At 62.8% G+C, this 25,787-nt stretch carries 27 protein-coding genes and 1 riboswitch; of the genes, 6 read left to right on the top strand and 21 right to left on the bottom strand.

The annotated features are described in order from the left end of the window. Window positions 1–50: 50 nt before the first annotated feature. A riboswitch (cobalamin riboswitch) is annotated at window positions 51–249 on the bottom strand. Between the two features lie 271 nt (window positions 250–520). Together A9D60_RS00310 and A9D60_RS00305 are read left to right on the top strand one after the other, a co-directional pair. After that, a complete protein-coding gene (locus A9D60_RS00310; protein ID WP_065265749.1) occupies window positions 521–1,057 on the top strand; it encodes a dihydrofolate reductase family protein in 537 nt (178 codons plus the stop codon). A gap of 3 nt (window positions 1,058–1,060) precedes the next feature. Continuing rightward, a complete protein-coding gene (locus A9D60_RS00305; protein ID WP_083194052.1) occupies window positions 1,061–1,612 on the top strand; it encodes a TetR/AcrR family transcriptional regulator in 552 nt (183 codons plus the stop codon). 71 nt (window positions 1,613–1,683) lie between these two features. Here A9D60_RS00305 and A9D60_RS00300 read toward each other — a convergent pair whose 3' ends face one another. The 9 genes from A9D60_RS00300 to pssA form a co-directional block, all read right to left on the bottom strand. Next, on the bottom strand, window positions 1,684–2,328 hold the full coding sequence (locus tag A9D60_RS00300; RefSeq protein WP_019297328.1) for a DUF1523 family protein: 645 nt from the start codon (window positions 2,326–2,328) through the stop codon (window positions 1,684–1,686). 11 nt (window positions 2,329–2,339) lie between these two features. Then, window positions 2,340–2,606 carry a hypothetical protein gene (locus A9D60_RS00295; protein ID WP_065266048.1) on the bottom strand — a complete coding sequence of 89 codons (267 nt, stop codon included), beginning with the start codon at window positions 2,604–2,606 and terminating at the stop codon, window positions 2,340–2,342. A gap of 168 nt (window positions 2,607–2,774) precedes the next feature. Next, window positions 2,775–4,136: a DUF6638 family protein gene (locus A9D60_RS00290; RefSeq protein WP_065265747.1), complete on the bottom strand. Its 1,362-nt coding sequence runs from the start codon at window positions 4,134–4,136 to the stop codon at window positions 2,775–2,777. Window positions 4,137–4,275: 139 nt separating this feature from the next. Then, window positions 4,276–4,743, bottom strand: a complete 468-nt coding sequence (locus A9D60_RS00285; RefSeq protein WP_141117767.1) for a hypothetical protein — start codon at window positions 4,741–4,743, stop codon at window positions 4,276–4,278. Then, window positions 4,740–6,677, bottom strand: a complete 1,938-nt coding sequence (locus A9D60_RS00280; protein WP_065265745.1) for an AAA family ATPase — start codon at window positions 6,675–6,677, stop codon at window positions 4,740–4,742. The genes A9D60_RS00285 and A9D60_RS00280 overlap by 4 nt, the downstream gene beginning before the upstream one ends. Before the next feature lie 104 nt (window positions 6,678–6,781). Then, on the bottom strand, window positions 6,782–7,903 hold the full coding sequence (locus A9D60_RS00275; protein WP_065265744.1) for a hypothetical protein: 1,122 nt from the start codon (window positions 7,901–7,903) through the stop codon (window positions 6,782–6,784). 383 nt (window positions 7,904–8,286) lie between these two features. Beyond that, complete coding sequence (locus A9D60_RS00270; RefSeq protein WP_065265743.1) at window positions 8,287–9,369, bottom strand: hypothetical protein; 1,083 nt, start codon at window positions 9,367–9,369, stop codon at window positions 8,287–8,289. 173 nt (window positions 9,370–9,542) lie between these two features. Then, window positions 9,543–10,166, bottom strand: coding sequence for a class I SAM-dependent methyltransferase (locus A9D60_RS00265; protein WP_065265742.1), 624 nt, complete (start codon window positions 10,164–10,166; stop codon window positions 9,543–9,545). 25 nt (window positions 10,167–10,191) lie between these two features. Continuing rightward, a complete protein-coding gene (gene pssA / locus A9D60_RS00260; RefSeq protein WP_065265741.1) occupies window positions 10,192–10,938 on the bottom strand; it encodes a CDP-diacylglycerol--serine O-phosphatidyltransferase in 747 nt (248 codons plus the stop codon). 304 nt (window positions 10,939–11,242) lie between these two features. Here pssA and A9D60_RS00255 point away from each other — a divergent pair, with 304 nt between their 5' ends. Further along, window positions 11,243–12,475 carry a 50S ribosomal protein L11 methyltransferase gene (locus A9D60_RS00255; RefSeq protein WP_065265740.1) on the top strand — a complete coding sequence of 411 codons (1,233 nt, stop codon included), beginning with the start codon at window positions 11,243–11,245 and terminating at the stop codon, window positions 12,473–12,475. Between the two features lie 80 nt (window positions 12,476–12,555). On the opposite strand, the gene A9D60_RS00250 is transcribed toward A9D60_RS00255, so the two are convergent. Beyond that, window positions 12,556–13,764: an aminopeptidase P family protein gene (locus A9D60_RS00250; protein ID WP_065265739.1), complete on the bottom strand. Its 1,209-nt coding sequence runs from the start codon at window positions 13,762–13,764 to the stop codon at window positions 12,556–12,558. Window positions 13,765–13,954: 190 nt separating this feature from the next. Next, window positions 13,955–14,740: an alpha/beta hydrolase gene (locus A9D60_RS00245; protein ID WP_065265738.1), complete on the bottom strand. Its 786-nt coding sequence runs from the start codon at window positions 14,738–14,740 to the stop codon at window positions 13,955–13,957. A gap of 181 nt (window positions 14,741–14,921) precedes the next feature. On the opposite strand from A9D60_RS00245, the gene A9D60_RS00240 reads away from it, so the two are divergent. Further along, window positions 14,922–16,394 carry an NAD-dependent succinate-semialdehyde dehydrogenase gene (locus tag A9D60_RS00240; protein ID WP_065265737.1) on the top strand — a complete coding sequence of 491 codons (1,473 nt, stop codon included), beginning with the start codon at window positions 14,922–14,924 and terminating at the stop codon, window positions 16,392–16,394. A gap of 29 nt (window positions 16,395–16,423) precedes the next feature. Here the strand turns inward: A9D60_RS00240 and A9D60_RS00235 are convergent, their stop codons facing one another. The 7 genes from A9D60_RS00235 to A9D60_RS00205 all read right to left on the bottom strand — a co-directional run bounded on the left by A9D60_RS00235 (window position 16,424) and on the right by A9D60_RS00205 (window position 23,275). Beyond that, window positions 16,424–16,822, bottom strand: a complete 399-nt coding sequence (locus A9D60_RS00235; protein ID WP_065265736.1) for a globin domain-containing protein — start codon at window positions 16,820–16,822, stop codon at window positions 16,424–16,426. A 204-nt stretch (window positions 16,823–17,026) separates the two neighbouring features. Beyond that, a complete protein-coding gene (locus tag A9D60_RS00230) occupies window positions 17,027–17,491 on the bottom strand; it encodes an Hsp20 family protein (protein ID WP_065265735.1) in 465 nt (154 codons plus the stop codon). 134 nt (window positions 17,492–17,625) lie between these two features. Further along, entirely contained in the window at window positions 17,626–18,441 is an 816-nt protein-coding gene (locus A9D60_RS00225) for a trypsin-like serine peptidase (protein WP_065265734.1), read from the bottom strand. Then, complete coding sequence (locus A9D60_RS00220; RefSeq protein ID WP_065265733.1) at window positions 18,438–19,196, bottom strand: trypsin-like serine peptidase; 759 nt, start codon at window positions 19,194–19,196, stop codon at window positions 18,438–18,440. The genes A9D60_RS00225 and A9D60_RS00220 overlap by 4 nt, the downstream gene beginning before the upstream one ends. Before the next feature lie 153 nt (window positions 19,197–19,349). After that, window positions 19,350–20,672 (bottom strand): glycolate oxidase subunit GlcF, encoded by a 1,323-nt coding sequence (gene glcF, locus A9D60_RS00215; RefSeq protein ID WP_065265732.1) that lies wholly within the window; start codon window positions 20,670–20,672, stop codon window positions 19,350–19,352. 3 nt (window positions 20,673–20,675) lie between these two features. Further along, window positions 20,676–21,773 carry an FAD-binding protein gene (locus A9D60_RS00210; RefSeq protein WP_065266047.1) on the bottom strand — a complete coding sequence of 366 codons (1,098 nt, stop codon included), beginning with the start codon at window positions 21,771–21,773 and terminating at the stop codon, window positions 20,676–20,678. Window positions 21,774–21,826: 53 nt separating this feature from the next. Next, the gene (locus tag A9D60_RS00205; protein WP_065265731.1) at window positions 21,827–23,275 is read right to left on the bottom strand and encodes an FAD-linked oxidase C-terminal domain-containing protein; all 1,449 of its coding nucleotides are present in this window, start codon (window positions 23,273–23,275) and stop codon (window positions 21,827–21,829) included. 80 nt (window positions 23,276–23,355) lie between these two features. Between A9D60_RS00205 and A9D60_RS00200 the strand changes: the two genes are divergently transcribed. Further along, entirely contained in the window at window positions 23,356–24,078 is a 723-nt protein-coding gene (locus A9D60_RS00200) for a DUF599 domain-containing protein (protein WP_065265730.1), read from the top strand. A 35-nt stretch (window positions 24,079–24,113) separates the two neighbouring features. Next, window positions 24,114–24,470 (top strand): hypothetical protein, encoded by a 357-nt coding sequence (locus A9D60_RS00195; RefSeq protein WP_065265729.1) that lies wholly within the window; start codon window positions 24,114–24,116, stop codon window positions 24,468–24,470. 8 nt (window positions 24,471–24,478) lie between these two features. Here the strand turns inward: A9D60_RS00195 and A9D60_RS26425 are convergent, their stop codons facing one another. From A9D60_RS26425 to rsfS, 3 genes are all read right to left on the bottom strand, one after another. Then, window positions 24,479–24,646 (bottom strand): hypothetical protein, encoded by a 168-nt coding sequence (locus tag A9D60_RS26425; RefSeq protein ID WP_175392856.1) that lies wholly within the window; start codon window positions 24,644–24,646, stop codon window positions 24,479–24,481. A 213-nt stretch (window positions 24,647–24,859) separates the two neighbouring features. After that, on the bottom strand, window positions 24,860–25,330 hold the full coding sequence (rlmH, locus tag A9D60_RS00190; RefSeq protein WP_065265728.1) for a 23S rRNA (pseudouridine(1915)-N(3))-methyltransferase RlmH: 471 nt from the start codon (window positions 25,328–25,330) through the stop codon (window positions 24,860–24,862). A 62-nt stretch (window positions 25,331–25,392) separates the two neighbouring features. Further along, window positions 25,393–25,764, bottom strand: coding sequence for a ribosome silencing factor (gene rsfS / locus A9D60_RS00185; RefSeq protein WP_065265727.1), 372 nt, complete (start codon window positions 25,762–25,764; stop codon window positions 25,393–25,395). Window positions 25,765–25,787: the final 23 nt, after the last annotated feature.

Here is a 25,787-nt window from a genome sequence, read left to right as displayed (position 1 = left end):
GGAGAGATCGCAGGCCACGCGCCTGCAACCGCCCCGCCGCCGCCCGCGGTTGACGTTATCGGGGCAAGGCTGGTTTCCGGACTGTCCCGGGGCCATTCGGCGGCGGGGCCTGGCACCTTCCCGAAGCCGCTGCTTCAGTGGTCATTGCCATGCCTTGCCCGGGGTCACCGTTGCGGGGGCAGTGCCGGAGTTTCACCAGCTTCCCAATTCTCCGCCCCAAGGGGCGGCACCTTGCTAGGGCGGAATTTGCCCGAATCCCGCGCCGCCGGCGGAGACAAATCCGACCCGCCAAATCCGGAAAAAGACATGCATGTTTGCCGGTTCCGGCGGGACAGGGATGTCCAGAATCTCAAACCGGCATCCGCCGGTCTGTTTGCGGCAAGCGCTTATCTTTCATGCGGTTAGGCGCTGCCAGCCGCTACGAATCGATTCGCACGCAGCGGATCTTGCGCTTGCCCCTTGGAACGCGAACCGCACTTAACTATATGTCGTATAGTTAAACGTTACTCAGGAGAATCTGATGACCACCGGCCATGTCTTCATTGCCACCAGCCTCGACGGCTTCGTGGCCCGCCAGGACCACTCGCTGGATTGGCTTTACAAACAGCCCGTTGCCGAGAATGACGATGGCGGTTTTGCCGCCTTCATGGACAGCGTCGACGGGCTGATCATGGGGACGGGCTCATTCCGCACCGTGCTCGGGTTCGGCCAATGGCCTTACAGCAAGCCGGTTGTTGTCCTCAGCAACAGCCTGACCGAACAGGACATTCCTGAGGAGTTGAAGGACAAGGTGCGCCTCAGCACCGCCGCACCCGCAGACCTTATGCAGGAGCTGCAGGAAGAGGGCTGGACCCGCGCCTATGTCGACGGCGGCCGGATGGTGCAGTCCTTCCTGCGCCGGGGGCTGATCGCCGATCTGACCATCACAACGGTCCCGATCCTGATCGGCAGCGGCATCCCGCTGTTCGGCAGCCTGGACCAGGACATCGACCTCCAGGTGGCAAGCTCCCGCATCCTGCCCACCGGCATGGTCCAGACCACGTTCCGGGTGGCCTGAATAATGCCCCCGCGCATGGGCCGCCCGCCTAGGGGAAGCCGCACACTCAGCAAGGATGATGTGCTGCAGAAAGCCCTGCAGCTGCTCGACGAGGGCGGCAGCAAGGCCCTCACCTTCAAAGCACTGGCAGCGGCGCTTGGCGTCACCCCGATGGCCGTTGCCCATCACGCCGGCACCAGGGACGAGATGATCGCTAGCCTCGTCGCCATTGCGTTTGAAGGTGCGGATTCACCGTCAGAAGCTGCAACGCCCAAATTGCGGCTGCGCGATCTGATGACCCGCTATTGCGCCCAGGTGACACGGCACCCGGAACTTGCGAAATGCATCCTGGAGAACCCGTCCCTGATCGGTCCTGCCCTGACCGGGCTGACCCGGCTGATCGAGGCGGAAATCACCGCCGCAGGCGTAACCGGTGCAGAGGCCCGCACCCTTCTCTGCCTGCTGGTGGACTATACACACGGCTTCGCCTTTGCCGCCGCCGCGGCACCACGCGGGGCGCTTGCGGCTGACGATTTCACCCCGTCGCTGGACTGGGTACTGGACCGCATCGAATGAAAAAACGCGGGCCCGCTTAGGCCCGCGCATCCGCTTGTGTCTTGCAGAGCCGCCCATCCGGCGGCCCCTACTCACTTCGATTTCCACGTATCCAGCCAGCGCCGGAACCGGCCCTTGCGCTCAGCAATGGCATCGCCCGCCGCATAAAGGCTGTCCTCGGCGCTTTCGATCATCGGGTCGATCCGCGCCTGCCGGAACCGGCGCCAGCGCACATAGATGGCCCACAACAGCGCCGCCAGCAGCACCAGGAAGATGATCGAGAACCAGTTGGTCGGCTTGTCCTCCGGCCCCGCCACCGGCTTGATTGTCACCGCATTGGGGAAGATCGACAGGAACTCGTTGCGCCAGCCGTAATGCATCACCGCCACCCACTCCGGGTTCGCCTTGGTCGAGATGCTGTCATTGGCGTCTGTGTACAGGTTCGCGGTATCGAACTTGAAATAAGGCGGCCAGTTCCAGCCGGTGTCCTCGTTCCGGTAGACCATGTTGCGGCCGTTGGCGCGCACCGCCTGGATGAACTGCACATCGCGGTTGATCAGCTGCGCCGACTGGTCGTCAGGCTTGGACCAGAAAACCCGCGTCCAGTCGTTCAGCTCCTGCCGTTCCTCGTAGGTATTGACGATCCGCACCACGTCGTACTGCGGCAGCGTGTAGTGCAGGAAGGCGCCGAACAGCACCCAGAAGGTAATCAGGAATGCCCATTTGATGAAACGCATGGGGGTGGACCTCACATGAAGTTAATGACGTAGATCAGGAGCGCCAGCGCCCCCAGCGGGATGATATAGACCAGAAGGATCAGCTTGCGCCGGAACGAGTTGTCGTATTGCTTCAGCCCCCGCTGGATGAAGGCCCCGCGGTCGCCGGTCAACCCCTTCTCTTTCCAGCGCCGCTTGAGCTTCAGCCGCCGCATCTCGCGCGAATAAAGCGACACCGCGGCGTAGACCAAGGTTAGCACCACCAGCAGGATCAGGATCAGGCGGATAAAACCGAACATCTTAGCTGCCTCCTGATCACTTGTTTCCAGAATATTTTGTTGGGCATCAAACAAAGGTTTGCGCCCGTCCCGAGGGTGGGCGTTTCACGCCCGCCCTGGGGGGCGGGACGGGCGTGAACCGAGCCGCAAGAGGCTCGGGAAGTAAGATGGTTCTTAAAGTTCTCCATCTCAGCGCCCCCTCACCCGGTTAACCGCGCCCCAGGGGCCGACCCGCTCAACCATTCCCTTGCGCTGCACCCGCGGCAGCTTGGGAATCCGCCCCTCCATATCCGGCTCATGCCCGAACAGCGCCTCACGCGCGCCCGCCTTGTCCACCGCATACTCCCGCGCCAGAAACTCCGCAGCATAGGCCTTCTTGGTCTCCGGCCAGCCGCGGTACTGGCGGTAGAATTCCTCCTTGTGGCAGATGAACATCTGGCGGAAGTCATGCGGGCACAGCTCCGCCAGCAGCATGTTGACCAGATCGCGGCAGGGCGTGTCCGATGCCCGCAAGGAATAGAAATAGGCCGGGTGGTCCGAGGTGATCTTCGGCCACTTGCCGCCGCCCTCGGCCCAGCGCACCAGCGCTGCGAGCCCTTCGAACTCCTCCGGCAGTTCCTCCGCATGCCGCGCCGCCATCCGCCGCAGGTCAGACCGCGACAGGCCGGTCAGATCCCGGCCCTTCTCCGTCAGCACGGACACCGCCAGGAACCCCATCTTCTGCCGCAGGATCGCCGCGCCATCGACGCCGCGCGCCCGGATCACCGGCTCTGCCAGCCCGTTCAGCTCCAGGAACTTGGCAATCGCATTGCGCTGGCTCAGGTCAAACACATGGCGCAGCGGTACGCCTTCGGGCTTTGCCCCGCTGGCAATCACCGCCGGGTGCTCCACGTCCTGAAACAGGTACAGCCCGCCGAAATGCGCAGTCCAGAAGTTGCCCTGCTCAAAGACCTCATGCTCCAGATGCACCGGATTGCGGGTCACATCGCCGGTCTGCTCCGCCGTCGCGATCATCTTTTCGATCAGTTCATCGTCAAACCAGGCATCCTCCCCGGTCTTGAACCGCTCCACCAGCTCCGCCAGGTGGTCCGCATGGCGCAGCGTGCCCTTGGTGGTGTCCGCCTCGATCCGCACCTGGCGGATGTCGAACAGTTTCGCGGGCGAGGACACCTCGAACACCGAATTCACCAGCTCGCCCGCAACGGCATCGGTCGCGGTCAGCGCAAACAGCTGGCGTTCGTTGACCTCGATGAACCGGCGCAGAATGTCCCGGCTGGTGGAGAATTTCACGTGAAGCAGCGGGCAGCGTTTCTGCTCGGTCGACAGCAGAATGAACTGCCGGTTCACGCCCGCATGGTTCAGGTAGTGATCATCCCCCAGCTCATCCCCGATCTCCGGCGAAAAGCCCGAGATATCGACGTGGAAATCCGTCAGAGCGGTGGTCTTACCGGTCAGATGCTTCAGCGCGCGATTGTAGCGCTCCACCAGCGCCGGCGAGGCCACATGGAAGAGATTGCCGAACATCAGGCCGTGCTGGATGAGGCGTTTCATACTGTCCTACTTTCCGTATCACGGAAGCAATGCGCCCGGCCCGAGGGTGGGTGCGGGACGCGCCCGCCCTGAGGGGCGGGTCGGGCGCGTCGCGGCTTCGCTGCGGAATGGTACCAATTGATAGGGCTTCCGACAGTCATCACTTGCCAATAACCTCTTCAAGTAGTTCGCAGTTACGATCCCGAAACTGCTGCTCTGCTTTAAGTATTTGCAATTGCTTCTTTTCGTCGAAAGTCGCCTCAATGCTGTCGTCCCAAGTGTCATCGAAAGCGTCTCTTGCAAATTCAGACCACATATATCCCAATGAAAAATCTACTGATGGGCCTGAGGTTAAACGCCAACTAATTCCAATGGGCACCTCGTTCGTGTTCTCTTTCGTTAGCTTTCCTTCTTTCCACGCAACAACGAACTCCCTCATAAGCTTATATCCGTTGTCAAACAGGTTTAGAGCTTCCGGACTATCGTCGCGCGCAACTCCCGACAGAGCGGCGCATTCCCACAAGGAAAACGCCTGTTTTCCAACTAAATTATAATCCGGCTCTCCAGTTGCGCAGCCAGCTCCGGCTCCAACTGACAGGGCAAATGCAACCGCAACAAGCTTTCTCACCCCGTCCCCTCCAGATACCGCCGCTTGGCCTCTTCCTGCCGCCCGAAATCGCGCACCATGTTCTCAATCGCCACCTCATCCGACTTGTCGGCATAGCGGAACTCGCTGTCGGCGTAGCGGTTGATCTCCTGCACCACCATGTCGACCGTGATGGGCACCCGCAGCTCCGCAATCATCGCGGATTTGGTCTCATAGTCCTTGAACAGGAACAGCTCCGGGTTCTCCATCCATTCATCCGGCAGCTCAAAGTCCATCGCCCGGACCTTGACCGCATCGGTGATGTTCTTGATGGCGCGGCCGGTAAACCGCTCATCCGCCTGCTGGATCGCCTTCAGATAGGTGCCCAGCTTGGCCAGATCATCCAGCTCCCCAATCTGATCCTGCACCCGGCCAAAGACTTCCATCAGCCCCGGCTCCTGCGGCCGGTTATGCGCCTCGAACGACCGCGCGACGGCCTTCTTGATCTCCTGCGCGCCGTACAAGTCATGCTCGCCCAGCGGAATGCTGTGGTTCTTTCCCATCAAGAGCGTCAGGATGTCGATGTAATCCTCCCGCGTCTGCGGCCCGTCCACCAGGAACCGCGCGCCGGCCCGCTGGCGCAGCGCGTCGTCCACATTCTCCGGGTAGTTGGAGAACATGCCAAAGGTGCAGTTGCCGCGCACCACGGTATTGGCGCCGGCAAAGGCCTCCATGAACACCGCCGTCACCTCCTGCTGGCCCGCGCTGGACTGCCGGTCGCCGCGCTTGCCCGCGATCTGGTCGATGTCGTCGATGGTACCAAAGCCGATGACACCCGGGTCGATCACATTCTGGATGAAAGACTTGGCGTTTTGCCCCGATTTGCCCTGATAGCTGTCGATATTGTCGATGCCGAAGTTCTGATAGCGGAAGGCATAGCCCGCATTCTGGCAATAATCATGGATCAGCCCCGCCATCATCTGGATCAGCGTCGTCTTGCCGGTCCCCGGCTTGCCGTCGCCCATGAAGGTGAAGATGAAGCCGCCCATTTCCGCAAAGGGGTTCAACCGGCGGTCGAAATCATAGGCCATCAGCATCTTCGAGAGCCGCAGCGCCTGATATTTGGCGATATGGTTGCCCACCACCTCATGCGGTTTCTTGAACGCCATGGTCAGGGTGGTGGATTTCGCCTTGGCCGCCGGTTCAAAGCCGCTGATGGTCAGATCATCCGCCTCCACCCGCCAGGCGGCGGCAGTGAACGCCTCCAGCCTTGGAGCATTCTGCGCCCGCAAGGCCGCCTTCTCCATCAGTTGCTCGGCATAAGCCGCCGCAGCCGCAATCAGATGCGCATCATCCGGCGCGTGCAGCGCCAGCTTCTGGTCCAGCTCCCACAGCGCCCCGTGCAGGGCCAGCGGCGCATTATCCGTCAGCAGCTCCTCCGCCTCGCCCACTTCGGCCTGTGCCTCGGACCCGTGCGGCGCCAGCAGATAGGCCGCGGCATTGGCAAACACATGCGCCGCAATCAGCGCCTCTGCCGCCAGCAGTTCGGTGAACTCCCCCTTCCGTGCCGCATCCAAAGAGCCTGCCAGATTGGCCCGCTTCAGATCCGCCAGGCCGGACACATCCGCATAAGCCTCCCCCATCGCCAGGGAGACCGCCAAGGCGCGGCGCAAGGCGTGCTGCAGGGTCGCCTGCAGCGGCGAGGTCAGCGGATCATCCTCATCCGCCGCCTCGATGCGGGCAATCAGATGCACCCCATCGGGGCGCGCGGTGGAGCGCGTCACCAAGCCCGGCGTGGTAGAGCGGAAGCGCCGCGTGCGGGCAATCCCGGGCGAGCGCTCCGGCGCCTTGCCCTCCGCCTGCGGCTTGGCGATGCGCGGGGTGTGGTCAAACCCCTCCAGCATCGCCGCCGCAGCCGCGTAATGCTTGCGGATATCCTCTTCCCGCAGCTCCATCTGATTGCCTGAAATGCTCATTTCACCCTCTCAATCCGCAGCGCGCCGCCCAAAAACCGGTTCGCCTTCATCTTTCTACAAATACTCCCGCCGGAGGCTCCGCAGCCGGCAGCACGCGCTGCCGCTCAATACCGCAGCACTTGCCCGGCGTCGCTCACCACGAACTTCTGCACATCGCCGAACCCCGGCGGGTCCAGCTCCGCCAGCACCTGGAACGGGCGCTGCGGCAGGATGATCGCGCGCTGGGTCCGGGTTGCCCCGGTATCGGCGCCGCGCCCGCCAAAGGGGTCGAGCGCAAAGATCTCCCGCTCCACAGTGCCGAACCAGCCTGCGCGCTCCTCGCGCACGTCTTCGCTTTCCAGCTCCTCCAGCGTCCAGGCCAGCGCCCAGTCCTGGCCCGCGGGCGCCTCCGCCTGCTCCAGCACCTGGTGCAGCGGGCCGGACTGTTCGGTGTAAGCCGAGGAATACATCGGCCCCACATGGTAACGGCGCAAATGCTTGGGGTGGAGGTCGTCGAAATCCTCGTCAAACCCCTTGGCAATGGTCACCAGTTTCAGCCCGGCCAATGCCTGCGCCATCAGATGCGCCTGCACTTCCGGCCAGCGGCGCTCATCCTTGGGCAAAGCCACCTTGCCGCTGTCCTCCAGCTCCATCAGGTAGATCACCGGCAGGTTCACCTGGCTGTCATAGGCCGCCCAGTGCAGCAGGAAGCGCCGCCGCCGCTCGCCGATGTTTTCCAGCCATTCGCAAACCGGATCGTTCTGGGTCCAGAACAGCCGCCCCTTCGAGAGCTCCTGGTAATACAGCCGCTGCGACAGCGCGAACTGCAGTTTCGAGGGCACCGTGCGGTCCGAGATGATGTTGCGCACCATATCGTCCTTCAGCTGCGCCTCACTGGCCATATTGGCCAGATGCCGTTCCGCCTGCTGGGCGTCGTTGGCCATGGTCATGAGTTCGGCGGCGACCGGAAAGCCGCTGTCGCGCTTGTCCATCGCCAGGCTGCCGAAAAACCGCCCAGTATCGCGCCCCGCCATCAGGTATTTCATCGAAAGCGCGCGGAAGGTGAAATTGAGCCGCATCAGGTAGGCGGTCAGCACCTTCACATCGGATTTCGACAGCCGCCCCTCCGCCTGCATCGCCGCCGCCACCCGGGTCAGATGCCGGATGATGGTCTCGAACTTCTTGAAATACCGGCGCGAGGCGAAGGTATCGCTGAGGCCGGCGTGGTCGTGGGAGGGATCGGTCATACAGCTCCCCTTTCCGGACGTGCCGCTTGCGGCGCGGACAGCGCCCGGCCGCCCCCACGGGCGGGCGCTACACCCCCACCCGCGGCCGGGAACTGTCCCGTGTTCCGCACACTCAATTTCCAGCGTGGGCAAATGCAAGTTGTAAGAACAGCATAGTCTTGACTGGTCTTAGTCATTTCGACCGCCTTCTTTGTCCTTTCGTTTCCTTGCATAGCTTCCCCACGAAGCAACCGCCCCACCTGCGAAAATTGCCCACTTGGTATTGCTTTCAGACGGGATGAAATAAATGGCAACTGCCATAAGCGCTATCTGCAGATAGAAATCACTTAAGGTGCTGGCCTTGTAGAGAAAAGACCCGTTGACTTCGGAGAGCCTAAACACACTCACCCCCCATACAGGTTCTTGTCGTGCTTCTCGACAATTGCCGCAAACCGGCGGGCAAAGCGTTCATCCGCCTTAGCCTTCTTCTCCAGCACGTCGCGGGCGAACACCATGTTGCCCTCATGCGCTTCCAGCATGTCGGCCATCTTCTGGTTGGTCGCGGTGCCGATCGCCGCCATTGCGGTCTGGGCTTCCTTGTCGGTCTGCACGCCGATCTCGTTGATCCGGTGCGCCACATCTTGCTGCTGCGCGGTCTTCAGCGATTTCGTCAGCGCGTCATACAGCACCACCCGCTGCTGGGTGTCCGTCTGCAGCTTGTTGATCAGCACCATCTGCGTCGCCGCCTGGTTCTGCAGGCTGTCGACCCAGGTCTTGCCCTTCTCGATATAGCGCTCCAGCGTCTGGGATTTCGCAAGCTTCACCTGCTCCTCCTGCACCAGCGCGTTGTATTTGGCGTTAATGTCCGCCAGTTCGGTCTCCAGCTTGGTGCGCGCGGCGGCGTCCTGCTCGACTGAAATCTTGTTCTCCAGCTCGATGATCTGCGGGTCCAGCGCCACGATCTGCGCGCGCACGCCCTCCAGCTCCTGCACCGTGAACTCGCGGTCGTCCAGGGTTGCAGACAGGTTGGTCTGCACCTTCTCGCGCTGCTCCTCCAGGGTGGCCAGCTGGCCCTCCAGAAGCTTCACGATCACATCCGACTTGGCGATCAGGTCCTGAAGCTTGTCGTCGATATTCGCCGTGCGCATCCGCTCCTGGCGCATCGAGTCCGACTTGCCCTTGGAGAAGAAGCCGACAAAGCTCTCCCAGCCGGTTTTCGAGCGCATCTCGTCAAAATCCTTGGAGAACGCCGCCGTCACATCATCCAGCCCCATGATCAGCTCGGCGATATTGGCGTTCATCACCTCGGTATGCGCATGCACATCTTCCAGCGTGGCGTTCTCGATGTCGATGCTGGCATCCTCGCCCGCCTCGATCTTGCTGCGCGCGGCCTCAATGCGCGAGGTCAGCGCCTCGATCCTGGACTGCGACTCGCGCACCTTGTCCTGGCTGTCCGCCACCATTTTCTCAAATTGGGACACACTCATCGCATCCGCTCCTTCCCTGTCAAATACCTGGTCCTGATATGGGCATGTAAAAAGGTTTTACATGCCCTGAGGCAGTCCAATTCCACCCGTTTCAACTGCACTGTTGCAGACAGGCCGCACAAAGAAAAGCCCCGGAGGATCCCCCCGGGGCTGCAGTGCGGAAACAGGGTGTTTCACATGTTCTGCTGCTTGCCCAGCACCAGGAATGTCATCATCCCGAAAGGCGGAATGCTCTCCTGCATCTCGACCTGCAGCCGGTCCTCCTGCAGCACCGTCTCCAGCGCAAAATCAGAATGCCAGCCGATCACATTGGCCAGAGGCGCCGACAGCTTCTCCAGCGAGGCCCGCACCCCCTTACCGCTCTTGAAGTGATTGGTGATCACCACCTTGCCGCCGGGCTTCAGAACCCGCGCGATCTCATGCATCACCTTGTCCGGGTCCGGCACCACCGACAGCACATGCATCGCCGCCACAGTGTCGAAGGAGTTATCCGGGAAATCCAGCTGCCGGGCATCCATCTGCCGCAGCGCCTCGACCTGTTTCAGCCCCAGCTCCTGCACCTTACCTTGTGCCTTCTTCAGCATGTCGTGGCTGAAATCAATCCCCGTCACCTGCAGATGCGGCGCGTAGTGCTGCAGGGACAAGCCGGTGCCGACCCCAACCTCCAGCACCTTGCCTTCGCGGGAATTGATGTAACGGGTCGCCCTGCGGCGGCCAGAGCGCGTCACCGCACCGAATGTCTTATCATACACCGGCGCCCAGCGCGCGTATGATTCCTCAACTGCTTTGATATCCAATTCGTCCCTCCCCGGACGTCTTGGGCTAGTCTTTTGGCTTGGAAACCAGCCCCCAAATCACCATAGCAACGTAGCCAAGGCATAGCACAACCAGCACGGTCCATGCATAGGTCAGTAATGCCGCAGCCATGAAGGCAAAGCCCACAAGCAGGTACTTAACATTCTCTCGTGAAATTTTAACCGCTTTCGGCGACCAGGTCGGAATGTGGCTGATCATTGCCAGCCCCACCAGCACCATGGTGAGACAGATCACCAGGTCATGCAGCACCGGTTCGCGGCCGCCATAGGCAAAGGAAGCAAACATCGGCAGCAGCGCCAGCAGCGCGCCCGCGGGTGAGGGGATGCCCTCGAAATACCCTTTGCGCAGCTTCGGCGCGTCTTCCTCCGACTTGGCAGAAACATTGAACCGTGCCAGCCGGACCACGCAGCAGACTGAGAACACCAGCACCGAAATCCAGCCGATGCCCCGCATGTCCTGCAGTGCCCACAGGTAGATGACCAGCGGCGTCGCCACCCCGAAGTTCAGGAAATCGGCCAGTGAATCCAGCTCCGCCCCCATTTTGCTGACACTGCGCAGCGCCCGCGCCAACCGCCCGTCCAGCCCATCCAGCACCGCCGCCAGCAGGATCAGCATCACCGCCAGCTTGAAGTTGCCGGAGATGGCAAAGCGGATCGCCGACAGCCCGGCGCAGATGGCGCCGATGGTCATCAGGTTCGGCATCAGCTGGATCAGCGCAAATTCCGATTTCTTCTTTTCCGGGGCGTCATACATGGCGGTGGCTCTTTCTTCCTCGCGGGGCGCGCGCGGACATGCGGGCGTCCTCAGCAAGAGGGTAACAACGGGGCAGGCTATGCCGTGGCGCACATATGCCCCAAGACCCGCCCCGGCGCAACGGCCCTGCCGCAGCCGCTGTTCTAAGTTCCAGCTGGACACAGGCCAATTCAGCCCCCTGTCCTGTGCAGCCGCAGCGGATCACCCGCGCCTTTTTTGCGGCCACCAGCGTCCCTTCACCAATTGTTAGACACGCCCGTGGAATATGCAGGTCAGTGGCATTTGCTTCAAATGAGGAAAAAAGTTGCCTGAAAGACTACCCCCTGCCCGTTTCCCGGAAAATCCCATTCTCAACGCCCAAGACGCCAACAGTCTCGTCCAAACCGCAAAGTCCGCCCCGCTGACCGATGGCGGCCTCCAGACCGCACAACTCCTCTCCGAGGCTCTCAGCCTGGATCCCAGCCACCACGAGGCACAGATCCTGCAGGAGCGGCTGCACCAGACATTTGTGCCCCGCTGGCATTTTCCGATGCTGTCGGACACCGCCCGCAACAAGGCCTATGCCAAGGCCATCGCAGCCAAGGTGAAACCTGGCGATGTGGTGCTCGACATTGGCTGCGGCGCTGGCTTGACCGCCATGCTGGCGGCGCGGTCGGGCGCGAAACATGTCTACACCTGCGAACAGCAGCCGCTGATCGCCCAGGCCGCGACCAGAGTCATCGCGGCAAACGGGCTGAGCGACCGCATCACCGTCATCCCGAAATGGTCGCATGAGATCGTCGTCGGCGCGGACATTCCAGAGCAGGCAGATGTGGTGATCTCGGAAATCGTCGATACCGTTCTGCTGGGCGAAGGCGCCCTTGCGACCCTTACCCACGCCATGTCGGCGCTGGCCAAACCCGGCGCACGCGCCATCCCGGAACGCGGGACATTGTTGGCCCAGCCGGTGGAAAGCTCCGGCCTCCTGGACCTCTGGCGCCCGCAGGAGGCAGAAGGCTTTGACCTCAGCGCCTTTCACCACTTCGCCCGCGTGGCACAGCTTACCCCGAACGATTTCGAAGCCTGCAAGCTCCGCCCCTTGGGCCCAGCGGCAGAGCTGTTCGAGTTCGACTTCACCCGGCCGAACATCAATCCGGCGCGGGTTGTAAAGGATCTGGCCTGCACCGCACCGGGCAGCATCCACGCGGTGCTGATCAGCTTCGAAATGAACCTGGCACCTGGGGTGCAAGTGGCGAACGGGTTGACGTCCGGGGGGCATTGGGGGCGCACCGCGTTTCTGCTGGATCACCCGGAAACGGCCAAGGCCGGGGACCTTCTCAGGGTGATTGCCCAGCACGACGCCGCGCAGCTGAGCCTGTCGGTGCACGAACTGCTGCAGGCTGCACAAGAACCTGCTGCTGCCGCTCTGTGGATGACACGGGCGTGGAAAGCGAACCACCCGCTGCAAGCCGACCACGAAGCGGCGGTTCCGCAGGCCCCGGTTTGCCCGCGGTCCCAACCCGCGCAAACCCGCCCTTTGGACCAAGCCTATCACTAGACTAAACCCCCTGTGCACCTGCCCGGTGCACAGGGGGTGCACGGATGTCACCCCCTGCTTCTTTTCAAAAACCGGAAGCCTCAGCCGACGACGTTGAACTCCGGCCCATAGGGGTACTTGGTGATGTTCTCGTTGCCGTCCTCGTGGATGATCAGGATGTCATGCTCGCGGTAGCCGCCGGCACCTGACTGGCCATCGGCGATTGTCAGCATCGGCTCCATCGAGATCACCATGCCCGGCTCCAGCACCGTGTCGATGTCCTCGCGCAGCTCCAGCCCCGCCTCGCGGCCATAGTAGTGCGACAAGACGCCGAACGAGTGGCCATAGCCGAAGGTGCGGTACTGCAGCAGGTCCTGCTCTTCGAAGAAGGCGTTGATCTTATGGGTGATTTCCGCACAGCTCGCACCCGGCTTCAAGAGCGAGATGCCCAGCTCATGGGCCGCCACATTGGCCTCCCAGATGCGCAGGGAGTCGGCATCCACTTCCTTCACGAACATGGTCCGCTCCAGAGCCGTGTAGTAACCGGAGATCATCGGGAAGGTGTTCAGGGACAGGATGTCGCCGCGCCGCAGGGTGCGCCCCGTCACCGGGTTGTGGGCACCGTCGGTGTTGATGCCGGACTGGAACCACACCCAGGAATCGCGGTACTCCGCATCCGGGAAACGCTTGGCAATCTCCAGCTCCATCGCATCACGGCCGGCCATCGCCACGTCTATCTCCCGCGCGCCTTCCTTGACCGCATCGCGGATCGCAAAGCCGCCGACGTCGGCCACCGCGGCGCCTGCCCGGATCATGTCCAGCTCAGCCGCGGATTTGCCCATCCGCTGGCGCATGGTCGGCTCATAAAGGTCAACCAGTTCGGACGGTTTCAGGAACCCTTCCAGCTTGGCCTTCTGCAGCAGCGTCAGGTGATCGCTTTCATAGCCGACCACCGCGCCCTCTCCCGATACCGACTTGATTGCACGCCAGAAATTGTCGCGCTGCCAGTCGGTGTAGGTGATGTTGTCGCAGAACGAGCGGCGCCAGGGCTGGCCCGCGTCGATCCCGGCCGAGATGGTCACGGCCTCAGAAGCGGTCACCACCAGGCCGTAAGGGCGGCCAAAGGCGCAGTAGGTGAAGCCCGAGTAGTAGGAGATGTTGTGCATCGAGGTGAAGACCGCGGCGCTCACCCCTTTGTCGGCCATGATCTTGCGCAGGCCCGCAATCCGCGCCTCGTACTCGGAGACAGCAAATTGCAGCGGCGCCTTCTCACCATTGTGAAAACGGTACATTTCAGGACGTGCAGTCATATCAGACCCTTCCTTCTTACAAGAAAGGTCCCGGCGTTCAGGACAGTTTTGGAATGTGGGGGCGGGCATGTATTCCATGCGGCGACGCCATCGCCTGGCCCCTAAGCCGGAAGATGCTTCGGAAGAGAGATTCTGGCAAGAAGTATTTACGCCCCGCAGGGTGGGCGTTTCCGCCCACCGCTGCTTGTGGTCAATTCACGATCAGCGCCACCAGATCGCTGTCCGGGTCGGCCAGCGGGTCAATCACGTTGAAATGATGCTTGCCGAAGGCGATCACATGATCCGCGCCCCAGGCCTCCACCAGCCAGACCGCCTGATCCAGAAATGCCGGGCGCTCCTCGCCGCCGACCCAAACGGTGACCTCCGCCTCATAGCGGTCCTGCATCTCCACCGGGCTTTCTGCCACCGCAGCAGCCGAATCCATCTTGAACTTCTGGTTCATCGAGGTGCGCAGCAAGGGCAGCAGGTCCGACAGCGGCGAGATCGGGATCACTGTTTTGATCCGTGCGCCCACGTCCGCCGGCAGCAGCGCCTTGTCCAGCATCCGCGCCACCAGATGGCCACCCGCGGAATGGCCCGCCAGTGCAATTGGTCCATCAACTTCGGCCGCAGCTTTCTTGACGGCAGCCGTGACCTGCCGGGTGATATCGGCAATTCGCACCTCCGGACACAGATCGTAGGACGGCATCGCCACCGCCCAACCATGTGCCAGCGCGCCGCGCGCCAGATGCGACCAGGAACTTTTATCGAAAGCCAGCCAATAGCCGCCGTGGACAAAGACAAACAGTCCCTTGGCGGTGCCTTCAGGCAGGAACAGGTCAAAGGTCTGCCGCTCTCCCTCGCCATAAGGCACGTTCAGCCGGGCACGCTCATGCAGGCTGTTACGGAAATCTTCCGCCGAGGCCGCCCAGCGCGGCGGATACTTATCTGCGTTTTCGATATAGGCCCCGTTGGCATAGGCATCATCCAATTCCATGCCCAGTCTCCCCTGTTCTTATTGTTGGCCGCTACCAGACAGTCTGGCACAGCACATGTCAAATTGCTTGGCTCAAAATCTTTGCCCGGAATTTGATCAAATTCTGGACTCATCAATCCTTCTGGACATATCAAGGCACAACTGCTTTGCATTCCGCAACAGAACACCCGGGAGGCCCGCCATGCTTGACGCAACCACTGACCTGAAATCCCTGCTCAAAGACCCCAGCCTGCTGGAAACCCGCGCCTATATCGGCGGCCAGTTTGCCGATGGCGAAGGCACCTTTGACGTGACCAACCCGGCCCGCGGCGACGTGATCGCCCAGGTCGCTGACACCAGCCGCGCGCAGGTTGCGGGTGCCATCGCCCAAGCTGATGCCGCGCAAAAGGAATGGGCCAAATGGACCGGTAAGGAGCGTGCCAATGCGATGCGCAAGTGGTTCGACCTGATGATGGAAAACCAGGAGGACCTGGCGGTGATCCTGACCGCCGAGATGGGCAAGCCGCTGGCGGAATCCCGCGGTGAGATCGCCTATGGCGCGTCGTTCATCGAATTCTTCGCGGAAGAGGCCAAGCGCATCTACGGCGAGACGATCCCCGGCCACCAGCGCGACAAGCGCATCACCGTGCTGAAGCAGCCGATTGGTGTTGCCGCCTCGATCACCCCCTGGAACTTCCCCAACGCGATGATCACCCGCAAGGCCGGTCCGGCGCTGGCCGCAGGCTGCGCCTTTGTCGCCCGCCCCGCCGCGGAAACCCCGCTGTCGGCGATCGTGCTGGCAGTGCTGGCCGATCGGGCCGGCATTCCGGCGGGCGTGTTCAACGTGGTGCCGTCCTCACGCGCCTCCGACATCGGCAAGGAGTTCTGCGAGAACGACGCGGTGCGCAAGCTGACCTTCACCGGCTCCACCGAGGTGGGCCGCATCCTGCTGCGCCAGGCGGCCGACACGGTGATGAAATGCTCGATGGAACTGGGCGGCAACGCGCCCTTCATCGTGTTTGACGACGCTGATCTGGATGCCGCCGTCGAAGGCGCCATCATGTGCAAGTTCCGCAACAACGGCCAGACCTGCGTCTGCGCCAACCGGATCTATGTACAGGCCGGCGTTTACGATGCCTTCGCGGAGAAACTGAAAGCCGCAGTTGCAGCAATGAACGTCGGCGACGGCCTCAAGGACGGTATCCACTTCGGCCCGCTGATCAACATGGAAGCGGTCGAGAAGGTGCAGGAGCATATCGCGGATGCCACCTCGAAAGGCGGCGAAGTGATCCTGGGCGGCAACCCGTCGGAACTGGGCGGCAGCTTCTTCCAGCCGACCATCGTCAAGGGCGCAACCCAGGACATGGCCTTTGCCACCGACGAGACCTTCGGCCCTCTCGCCCCGCTGTTCAAATTCGAGGACGAGGATGAGGTGATCGCGATGGCCAATGACACCATCTTCGGGCTGGCATCCTATTTCTACGCCAAGGACCTCTCCCGTGTGTACAAGGTGGCCGAGGCGCTGGAATACGGGATCGTCGGGGTGAACACCGGCATCATTTCCACCGAGGTGGCCCCGTTCGGCGGCGTCAAACAGTCAGGCCTGGGCCGTGAAGGCAGCCACCACGGCATCGAGGATTACCTGGAGATGAAGTACATCTGCATGGCGGTCTGATCCGCCCGCGGATCAGGGCAGCCGGATGATCAGTGCCGGGTCATCGTCCCGGCCACCCGGCTGATGGCACTGGCCCAGGCGAACTCTGTCTCCGGGTCCAGCTCCGCCCCCAGAACATCGCGCAAAGCGGCGATCAGCGCCCGCTTTGCCGCCTCCGCCTCCCGCGGGCCAAGGGTCAGATGGGCGTGTTCCTGCGCCAGCTGGGTGCCGATTTCCTCCAGCGTGCGGGGGTCATCCAGATTGCGGACACAGGACGTGATCATCGCCGTCAGCACCGTTTTCTGCTTCACGAAATTGCCGCGGAACATCCCCCGTGCTTCCGGCATTCGGGTGAAGAGATGCACATAGAACCGCTCCGCCAGATCCGCCTTGCGGGCGAGTGTGCCTGCAAAGCTCTGCTGAACATGCTGTATCTGCTGTGGTCCCATGCAGTTCACCCGGACCGCGCATTGACAGCACCGGCGGGCGGTCGGACACCGGCGAAACAACCATTCACCGCCTCAGTGTGCCGCCAATTTCCTAACAAGCAGTTGCCTTGCAACTCCTGACTGTGTCCGCAAGGACAGCCCAAAAACAAAAAGCCCCCTGGCAGAACCAGGGGGCTTCGTACGCACGAACCGTTGTCCAGGGGATCAGTTGACCGCTTTGGCCTCGATCTCCGGGCGGCTCGGGCGGGAGGAGGAGATTTCGATCCGGCGCGGTTTCAGCGCCTCCGGCACCTCGCGGTGCAGATCGATATGCAGCATGCCGTTTTCATGGCTGGCCCCGGTCACATGGACATGATCGGCCAGGGTGAAACGGCGCTCGAATGCGCGGGTGGCAATACCGCGGTGCAGGAAGGTGCGGCCGTCGCCGTCCTCTGCTTTCTTCGCGGACACAACCAGCGCGTTTTCCTTCACTTCGACATTCAGATCTTCGTCAGAAAAACCGGCAACAGCGATTGAGATGCGGTAGCTGTCGGCGTCGGTCTTCTCGATGTTGTAGGGCGGGTAGCTGGACTGGGCCGCGTCGGCGCTCAGGGCGCGGTCCATCAGGCTGGCGATCTGGTCAAAGCCGATGGTGGCACGGTGCAGCGGTGCAAAGTCAAAAGTACGCATTTTCCATCCTCATTCATGAGCGATTTCAGAGTGCCTTCCCCGCAGGGACAGGCCGGTTTTGCGCCGGGCCCCAATCAGCGGCTGCCCGGACAATCCTGAGATAGGAAGGGAAAATCGTGCCTTCAAGAGGTCTGTCAGTCGCCAACGCTGACAAATTTTGCACCGCCTGCGGAAGCACCTCCGCCGACCCGTATCCGCTTGATCCGACGGTCCGGCGCTGCCGCCGGATTGCGGCGCAGCTGTGCCTTCAGCTCCGCCACCCGCTGCGGCAGTTTCATGCCGAAAGCCACCTGTTTGCCCCGGAAACTGCCGCCGCCGGACACCAGCGACAATATTCGCCCGCGCCCGCCCACCTGCGAAAACACCGGCGCCCCGGAGGAGCCGAAGGTGACATTGCAGTCAATCATCAGAACATCCCTGTGCTCCCCCATCAGGTTGCACTGGCGCTGGCGCGACAGCGCCTCGTCCCGGCCCTTGCCATAGGAGGTCACAGAAATACCGCTGCCGTATTCCTCGCCCGAATGCAGCGCAAACGCATTTGCCTGGCTGCTGAGAATTGGCTCCGCCAGACGGATCAGCGCTACATCATGGCGGATGTTTTCCATATTCAGGCGGCGGCGCGGATCATAGCCGGGGTGGGCTGCGATCTGCAGCGCCTGGCGGTCGGCAACCGCGACCCCGTCGCGCAGCCCGGCGCGGAACCTGATCTGCTCTGCCGGGCGCAGCTTATCGTCCTTGCCGTAAACACAATGCGCTGCCGTCAGCACCAGCTCCGGCGCAATCAGCGTGCCGGTGCAGTAGCCCTGCCCGTTCAGCTCCAGCCGCCCGACAGCTTCCCAGCCGAACAGGTCATCCCGGTCGGTCAGACGGCGCAGGCCGGTCCCCTGTGCCAGCGCACTCCCGGCATAGGCCAGCATGGCCCCGCCCAGTATCAGCGCCCGCCAGCTCATTGCTTGACGAACTTCGCGCCAAAGGAGCCGGCCCGCTCCCCCGCTTTCACCCGGCCGACACCTGGCGGCAGCTGGCCGCCGGTGTTCACGCCGGTCAGCTGCGCCTGCAGCAGCGTCAGTTCCTCCGCCAGGGCCGACCCCAGCGACACCTGCTCACCGCTGACTTCCGCCTTGGCAGAGATCACCGAAACAATCCGCGGAATGCCGTTCTCAAAAGAGAACACCGGCGCTCCGGAAGAGCCGAAGTCGACGTCGCAGGACATCACCAGCACCCCCTGCTGGCGCGCCATGACAGCACAGACTTCCTGCAAAGACGGTGCCTCCGAGCGGTCATGAGCGTAAGAGACCACACCGATCTTAGCCCCCTTGCGCGGGCGCTCGTCGGTTTCAAAAGGTGTGACCTTGGTATTGCGGATCGGGCGCTGCAATTGCAGCAGGGCAATGTCATTTCGCACCCGGTCCGTCGACAGATCGCCGTCATAGACATAGGACGGATGCTGCACCGCACGGCGCACTGAGCGGTAGGCCGAGGCGCGGCCATTGCGCCAGCCCGCCAGGAATTCGATCCTGGTGGGGTCGATCGGCGCCTTGGTGCGGCTGTCATAGAGGCAATGCGCGGCGGTCAGCACCAGATCGGGCGCAATCAGCGCGCCGGTGCAGAACCCCTCACCATTCACATCGAGCCGCCCGACAGCTTCCCACTTGCGTCCTGCATCCAGCGTGTCCATCCGCTTCAGCCGGCTGTCCTGCGCCATTGCCGCGGCTGGCAGCAACAATGCTGCAACCGCAAGAATCCACTGCCTCACATGCGTCTCCTCTTATCCACCGGCTGGGAGATTAATTGTCTGTTCCGGCAAAATTACGGCAAGCCTGCGATGAATGCAGCCGGATTCTTTCTGCCGCCGGTCTCAGCGCAGCAGCGGCACCTCCGGCGCATGTTTGCCCGCGGCTGTCAGCGCAGGCGGCTGCGGGCCGCCGGTGGCCCAGTCCAGCAGTTCCACAGTATGCACAACCGGCACTTCGGTGCCGGAGCCGATCTGCATCATGCAGCCGATGTTGCCAGCAGCGATCAGATCAGGCTGTTTCGCCTCCAGCGTCTTCACCTTGCGCGCCTTCAGCCGGGCTGAGATTTCCGGCTGCATCAGGTTGTAGGTTCCGGCCGAGCCGCAGCACAAATGGCTGTCGGCAGGCTCCACCACCTTGAAGCCGGCCCGTTTCAGCAGCGTCTTGGGATGGGTTTTGATCTGCTGGCCGTGCTGCAGCGAGCAGGCGGCGTGATAGGCCACCGTCAGTCCTTTGTCTGCGCCCTCCGGCAGGTCCAGCTGCATCAGAAGTTCCGAGATATCCATGGCAATTCCGGAGATCCGCACCGCATCGTCCGCCAGCGGATCATTGCGGAACATATACCCGTAATCCTTGACCGTGGTGCCGCAGCCGGAAGTGTTGATGACAATGGCATCCAGCCCCTGCCCGTCCAGCTCTGCCGCCCAGGCGCGGATGTTTTTGGCAGCCGTTGCGTGGCTCTCCTCCTCGCGCCCCAGGTGGTGGGTCAGCGCGCCACAGCAGCCTGCCCCCCTGGCCACCACCACCTCGCAGCCCAGCCGGGTCAGCAGGCGGATAGTCGCATCGTTGATATCCGTGTTCAGCGCCTTCTGGGCACAGCCGGTCATCAGCGCCACGCGTTTCCTGCGCGGCGTCTCCGGCACAAAACTTTGCGGGTCGTCGTTTCGGCTGACGGGCGGAATGGTCCTTGGCGCCATCTCCAGCATCGCACGCAGCCGCGCGTCCGGCAGCAAGCCCTTGAACGGTCTTGCCAGCTTCGCCCCGATCAGCGCCAGCCGGAACCGGGCTGGATACGGCAATATTCGTGCCAGCAGCCAGCGCTGCACGCGGTCGCTCCAGGGACGGTCATAGTGCTTCTCGATATAGGCGCGGGCGTGATCCACCAGATGCATGTAGTGCACGCCCGAGGGGCAGGTGGTCATGCAGGCCAGGCAGCTCAGGCAGCGGTCGATGTGCTTGACGGTCTTTTCGTCCGGCACCCGCTCGTTCTCCAGCATGTCCTTGATCAGGTAGATCCGGCCGCGGGGGCTGTCGAGTTCATCCCCCAGCACCTGATAAGTCGGGCATGTGGCGGTGCAAAAGCCGCAATGCACGCACGAGCGCAGGATCTCGTTGGCGCGTTTGGTGCCGGGGTCCTGCAGCTGTTTTTCGGTGAATGTGGTCTGCATGTGCTACCCCATCAGTCCCGGATTTAGGATGCCGCTCGGATCGAACTGGCGTCGCAGCCCCTCAGAGATTGCTGCAAGGGGACCCGGCTGCGGCTGGAACACGCCGAACCGCGCACGGGTTTCTGCACTGGCCCGCACCAGCGTGGCATGGCCAGGCACGTTGACACGGGCACGCATATCCGTGCCCTCCGGCACCAACACCCAGATCAGCCCGCCGCCCCAGTCGAATTGCAATGCGTCTGCCTGCAATTGCGGCACAAGCTCCACCGCATCGGAGGGTTTCACCGAAATCCGCCAGACATCGCCCTCCCGTCCTTGGAAGGCCGCAACATCACGGATGCCCTGCCACAAGCTCTCTGCATCTTCCCGCACCTCCGCCATGGCAAAGGAAGACAGCAATTTGACCAGCTCCGCGCTGCGGTAAGCGGCAGACGCCCGGAATCCTTCTACCCGGATATGCGCCTGATAGGTATCCGCAACATAGGCTGCGCCGGTCACGTCAAAAGGGGAGCCCAAAGCCGCAAACATCGCTCTGACCGCACCCGGCAGGTCGAGGCCGGTCAGGGTCACTGTGGCGGCGGTTTCGGCCCGCGGCAGCACCTTCAGTGACACTTCCGTCAGCACCCCCAACGTGCCATGGGCGCCGCACATCAGCTTGACCAGGTCATAGCCGGTCACATTCTTCATCACCCGGCCGCCGTTCTTGACCACTTGGCCGGAACCGTCCACGAACCGCACCCCCAGAAGGTGGTCCCGCGCTGCGCCCGCCTGGATGCGCCGGGGGCCGGAGACATTGGCCGCAATCACGCCGCCGATGGTCGGCTCGCCGTCTGTGCCCAGCAGCCCGCGGTGGTCCATCGGCTCAAACGCCAGCCGCTGGTTTTCCGCTGCAAGCAGCGCCTCCACCTCCGCCACCGGCGTGCCAGCCTTGACCACCAGCGTCAAAGCGCCCGGTTCGTACAGCTCCACACCGGACAGCCCGCGCGTGCTCAAGACCTCGCCCTCCACCGCCAGCCCTCGGCTGCCGCCGCCCTGAATGCACAGCGGCCCGTTTGCGCCTGCAATGATTTCGGCCAGTTCGGCCTCGCTCTGAGGTGTCATCATTTTCATCTTGCCAAAAATACTCTGGGGGTTTGGGGGCTAGCCCCCAAGGGTTACTCGGCAGCAACCACGGCGGCACGGCGGCCTTCGGTCACCGGCAGCGGGAACACCTTGGCCGGATTCAAAAGCCACTTGGGATCGAACACGTCCTTGACCTTCAGCTGCGCCTCCAGATCCGTCTCGCTGTACTGATGCAGCATCAGATCGCGTTTCTCGATCCCCACCCCGTGCTCCCCAGTCAGACAGCCGCCCGCCTCGACGCAGAGCTTCAGGATCTCCGCGCCGAAAGCTTCACAGGTCTCCAAGTCACCGGGTTTATTGGCATCGAACAGGATCAAGGGGTGCATATTGCCGTCACCCGCGTGGAAGACATTGGCCACGTCCAGCCCGAATTCCTTGCTCATTTCGCCGATCCGGCGCAGGACAAAGGGAAGCGAGGAGACCGGAATGGTCCCGTCCAAGCACATGTAATCGTTGATCTGCCCCATGGCGCCAAAGGCCGACTTGCGGCCCAGCCAGATCCGGGCGGCCTCATCCGCATTCCCCGCCTCGCGCAGCTCCACTGGGTTGTGGGAGCGGGCGATCTCCGTGATCAGCCCAAGCTGGTGACCGATTTCCGCCTCGCTGCCCTCGACTTCGATGATCAGCAGCGCCTCGCACATCGGGTAGCCCGCCTTGGCAAAGGCCTCGCAGGCCTTGATGCAGGGGCGGTCCATGAACTCGATCGCCACCGGCAGAATCCCCGCCTTGATGATGTCCGAAACACAGGCGCCGGCCACCTCGTTGCTGTCAAAGCCGATCAGAACAGGCCGCGCGCCCTCCGGCTTGCGCAGGATACGCAGGGTGGCTTCTGTCACCACCCCCAGCTGCCCCTCGCTGCCGCAGATGACACCCAGCAGGTCCAACCCGCCCGAATCCAGATGCGCGCCGCCGATCTCCACCACGGTGCCGTCCATCATCACCATGGTCACGCCCAGCAGGTTGTTGGTCGTCACCCCGTATTTCAGGCAGTGCGCCCCGCCTGAGTTCATCGCGATATTGCCGGCAATGGCACAAGCCAGCTGCGAGGACGGATCCGGTGCATAGAAGAAATCCTCGTCCTCCACCGCGCCGGAAACACTCAGGTTGGTGCGCCCGGTCTGCACCCGGATGACGCGGTTTTCAAAATCCGTCTCCAGCACCTCATTCATCCGCGCCACACCCAGGATCACGCAATCCGCTGTCGGCAGCGCCCCGCCCGCCAGCGAGGTGCCCGCGCCGCGCGGCACCACCGGCACGCTTTCTTCGTGGCAGATCCGCAGCACGGCTGAGACCTCCTGCGTGCTCCGCGGCAGCACCGCCAGCAAGGGCGGGCATCTGTAGGCGGTCAGCGCATCGCATTCATAGGCACGGGTCTCCGCCTCGTCCTGGATCACCGCATCCGCGGGCAGCACAGAAAGCAGACGCTCGGCAAGCCGCGCCTTGCGGGCCAGAATGGCGGGGTTCGGGGATGGCATCTCCATCGGGCTCTCCTATTTGGTAAAATGATATTACCAATTCTTGCAGTCTGGCAAGTGGCGTATCGCCGCGATAGGGTCGGCCCATGATCTGGACCACCCGCCTTGCGCAATTCACCCTCTTTGACCTCGCCGCATTGACCCTGCTGATCGCAGGCTGGCTGTGGATCGGCTGGCGGATCGAAAACCCGCCTTCAGGGCGGCCTTCGGTGTCCTTGCTGATGGAGGATTTCCGGCGCGACTGGATGAAGCGGATGGTGGAGCGCGACCCGCGGATTTTTGACGCCCAGCTGGCCGGCAACCTGCGCCAGGCCACCGCCTTTTTTGCGTCTGCCGCGATGATTGCGATCGGCGGCGGGCTTGCGCTGATCGGCAATACCGAACAGCTGGCGGGCGTCGCCGAAGACCTGATCCAGGACAGCGCCCCCGCCTTTGTCTGGGAGGTGAAGATCCTGACCGTGCTGCTGCTTCTGTCCAATGCGTTTCTGAAATTTGTCTGGTCGCACCGGCTGTTCGGCTATTGCGCAGTGCTGATGGCAGCGGTCCCGAATGATCCCGCCCATGACCTCGCCTATCCCCGTGCCGCGCAGGCGGCGGAAATCAGCATCACCGCCGCGCGCAGCTTCAACCGCGGCATGCGGTCAACCTACTTTGCTCTGGCCGCCGTGGCCTGGCTGGCGGGTGCCCTGCCGTTGGGCGCGGCGGCACTGATCACCATTGCAGTGCTGTACCGGCGCGAGTTTGCGTCCACCTCCCGCCGGATTCTCCAGCGCATCCCGCCCGAAAGCACCGGGGACACGGTTTCGTGACCGCACTGCGGCCTCTGCAAAGCTATGGTGCAGGCATGAAACACCTGCTTCTGACCTGCGCACTCAGCACTGCCGCTCTGCCCGCCCTTGCGGATGAACCGGTGATAGAGAACGCCACCGCCCGCCAATCCGGCGGCAGCTGGACCTTCAGCGTCACCCTGTCCCACCCGGATACCGGATGGGAGCACTACGCCGACGGATGGCGGGTCCTGGATATGGACGGGAACGAATTGGGCCTGCGGGTTCTGGCGCATCCGCATGAGCACGAGCAGCCCTTCACCCGGTCCTTGGGCGGCGTGCGACTCCCGGAGGGCACCACTCAGGTGCAGATTCAGGCGCGCTGCCTGACAGACGGATGGGGGCAGCAGCGGTACCCGCTGAAGCTGCCCTGAAGCGCCATTTACTGCTGACGGAACTGAAACGTATCGGAACTGGCGTCGAACTGGGGTACCGGATAATGGACTTGGACCGCAGCCTCCTGCCTGATGGCAGACGGCCTGTCCCGCCTCCCCAGCAGCCTGAACAGCAATTTCCGGCGCAACGACAGTTCTTCCTTGCTCATCTCCATCTCAGGCTCTCCGCTTCCTGCTGCTCTGCTGCAGCATTCCGGAACCGGCCTGATGGCACCTGAACCGCTGCCCCGTGCGGGGTACAGCCCTTTGCCTGACGCCGCGCAACTGTTCCGGCTTCTGGTTAACGCACCAGAAGATGCTGGAGACTGGCTGCGGCGGGAGCGGGGCGGGTTTGCGGCTTTTTCACGGCAGCAGATGTGCCGCCCGGGTCAGACCCGGTGATAGGGGCTGCCTGCCAGAATGGTGGCGGCGCGGTAGATCTGCTCGGCCAGCATCACCCGTACCAGCATATGCGGCCAGACCATCTTGCCGAAGGAGAGTGAGAAATCCGCTTCGGCCCGCAGCGAGGGGTCGATCCCGTCTGCGCCGCCGATGATCAGCGCCAGATCCTGACGGCCGCTGTCGCGCCAGCCAGCCAGCCTGTCCGCAAAATCGGGAGAGGACAGCACCTTGCCGCGCTCATCCAGGGTGCAGATCACCGCCCCCTTGGGCAGCGCCTTGCGCAACAGCGCAGCCTCGGCTGCCATGCCTGCATTCTTCTTGTCCTCAATCTCCACCACCCGCGCAGGCCCCAGGCCCAGCGCGCGGCCGGTCCGGTCGAACCGGGTCAGGTAATCGTCGATGAGGGATTTTTCCGGGCCAGAGCGGAGGCGTCCGGCCGCACAGATATGCAGACGCATGAAATTCCTGAAGCAATCCGGCCCGCACCCATCGCGCGGGCCTGCATCAAATCAGCCTTGGATCAGCCCTCGGCTGCCGGTGCTGCCGCGGTGCCTGCGGGCATCCACATCTTCTCAAGCTGGTAGAACTCGCGCACTTCCGGGCGGAAGATATGGACGATCACATCACCTGAATCGATCAGCACCCAGTCGCCGGCATCCTTACCTTCGACCTTGCAGGTGATCCGGTACTCCTGCTTGAGCCGGTCGGTCAGCTTTTCAGCCATCGCAGCGACCTGACGGGTGGAGCGGCCCGAAGCCAGCACCATGTAATCGCCGATCGACGTTTTGCCGCGCAGGTCGATCTGCACAACATCTTCGGCTTTGTCATCGCTGAGTGAGGAGAGAACCCGCTCCAGCAGCTGTTCGCTGGTGGGCTGGGACTGGGCGGCCATCACGGCTGCCCCATTAACAGCGG

Origin of the sequence: Leisingera sp. JC1 (assembly GCF_001679925.1) — a bacterium.
Taxonomy (GTDB): Bacteria; Pseudomonadota; Alphaproteobacteria; order Rhodobacterales; family Rhodobacteraceae; genus Leisingera.
The sequence above is the reverse complement of the archived record's forward strand: the minus strand, read 5'-3'. Positions and strand labels throughout refer to the sequence as shown.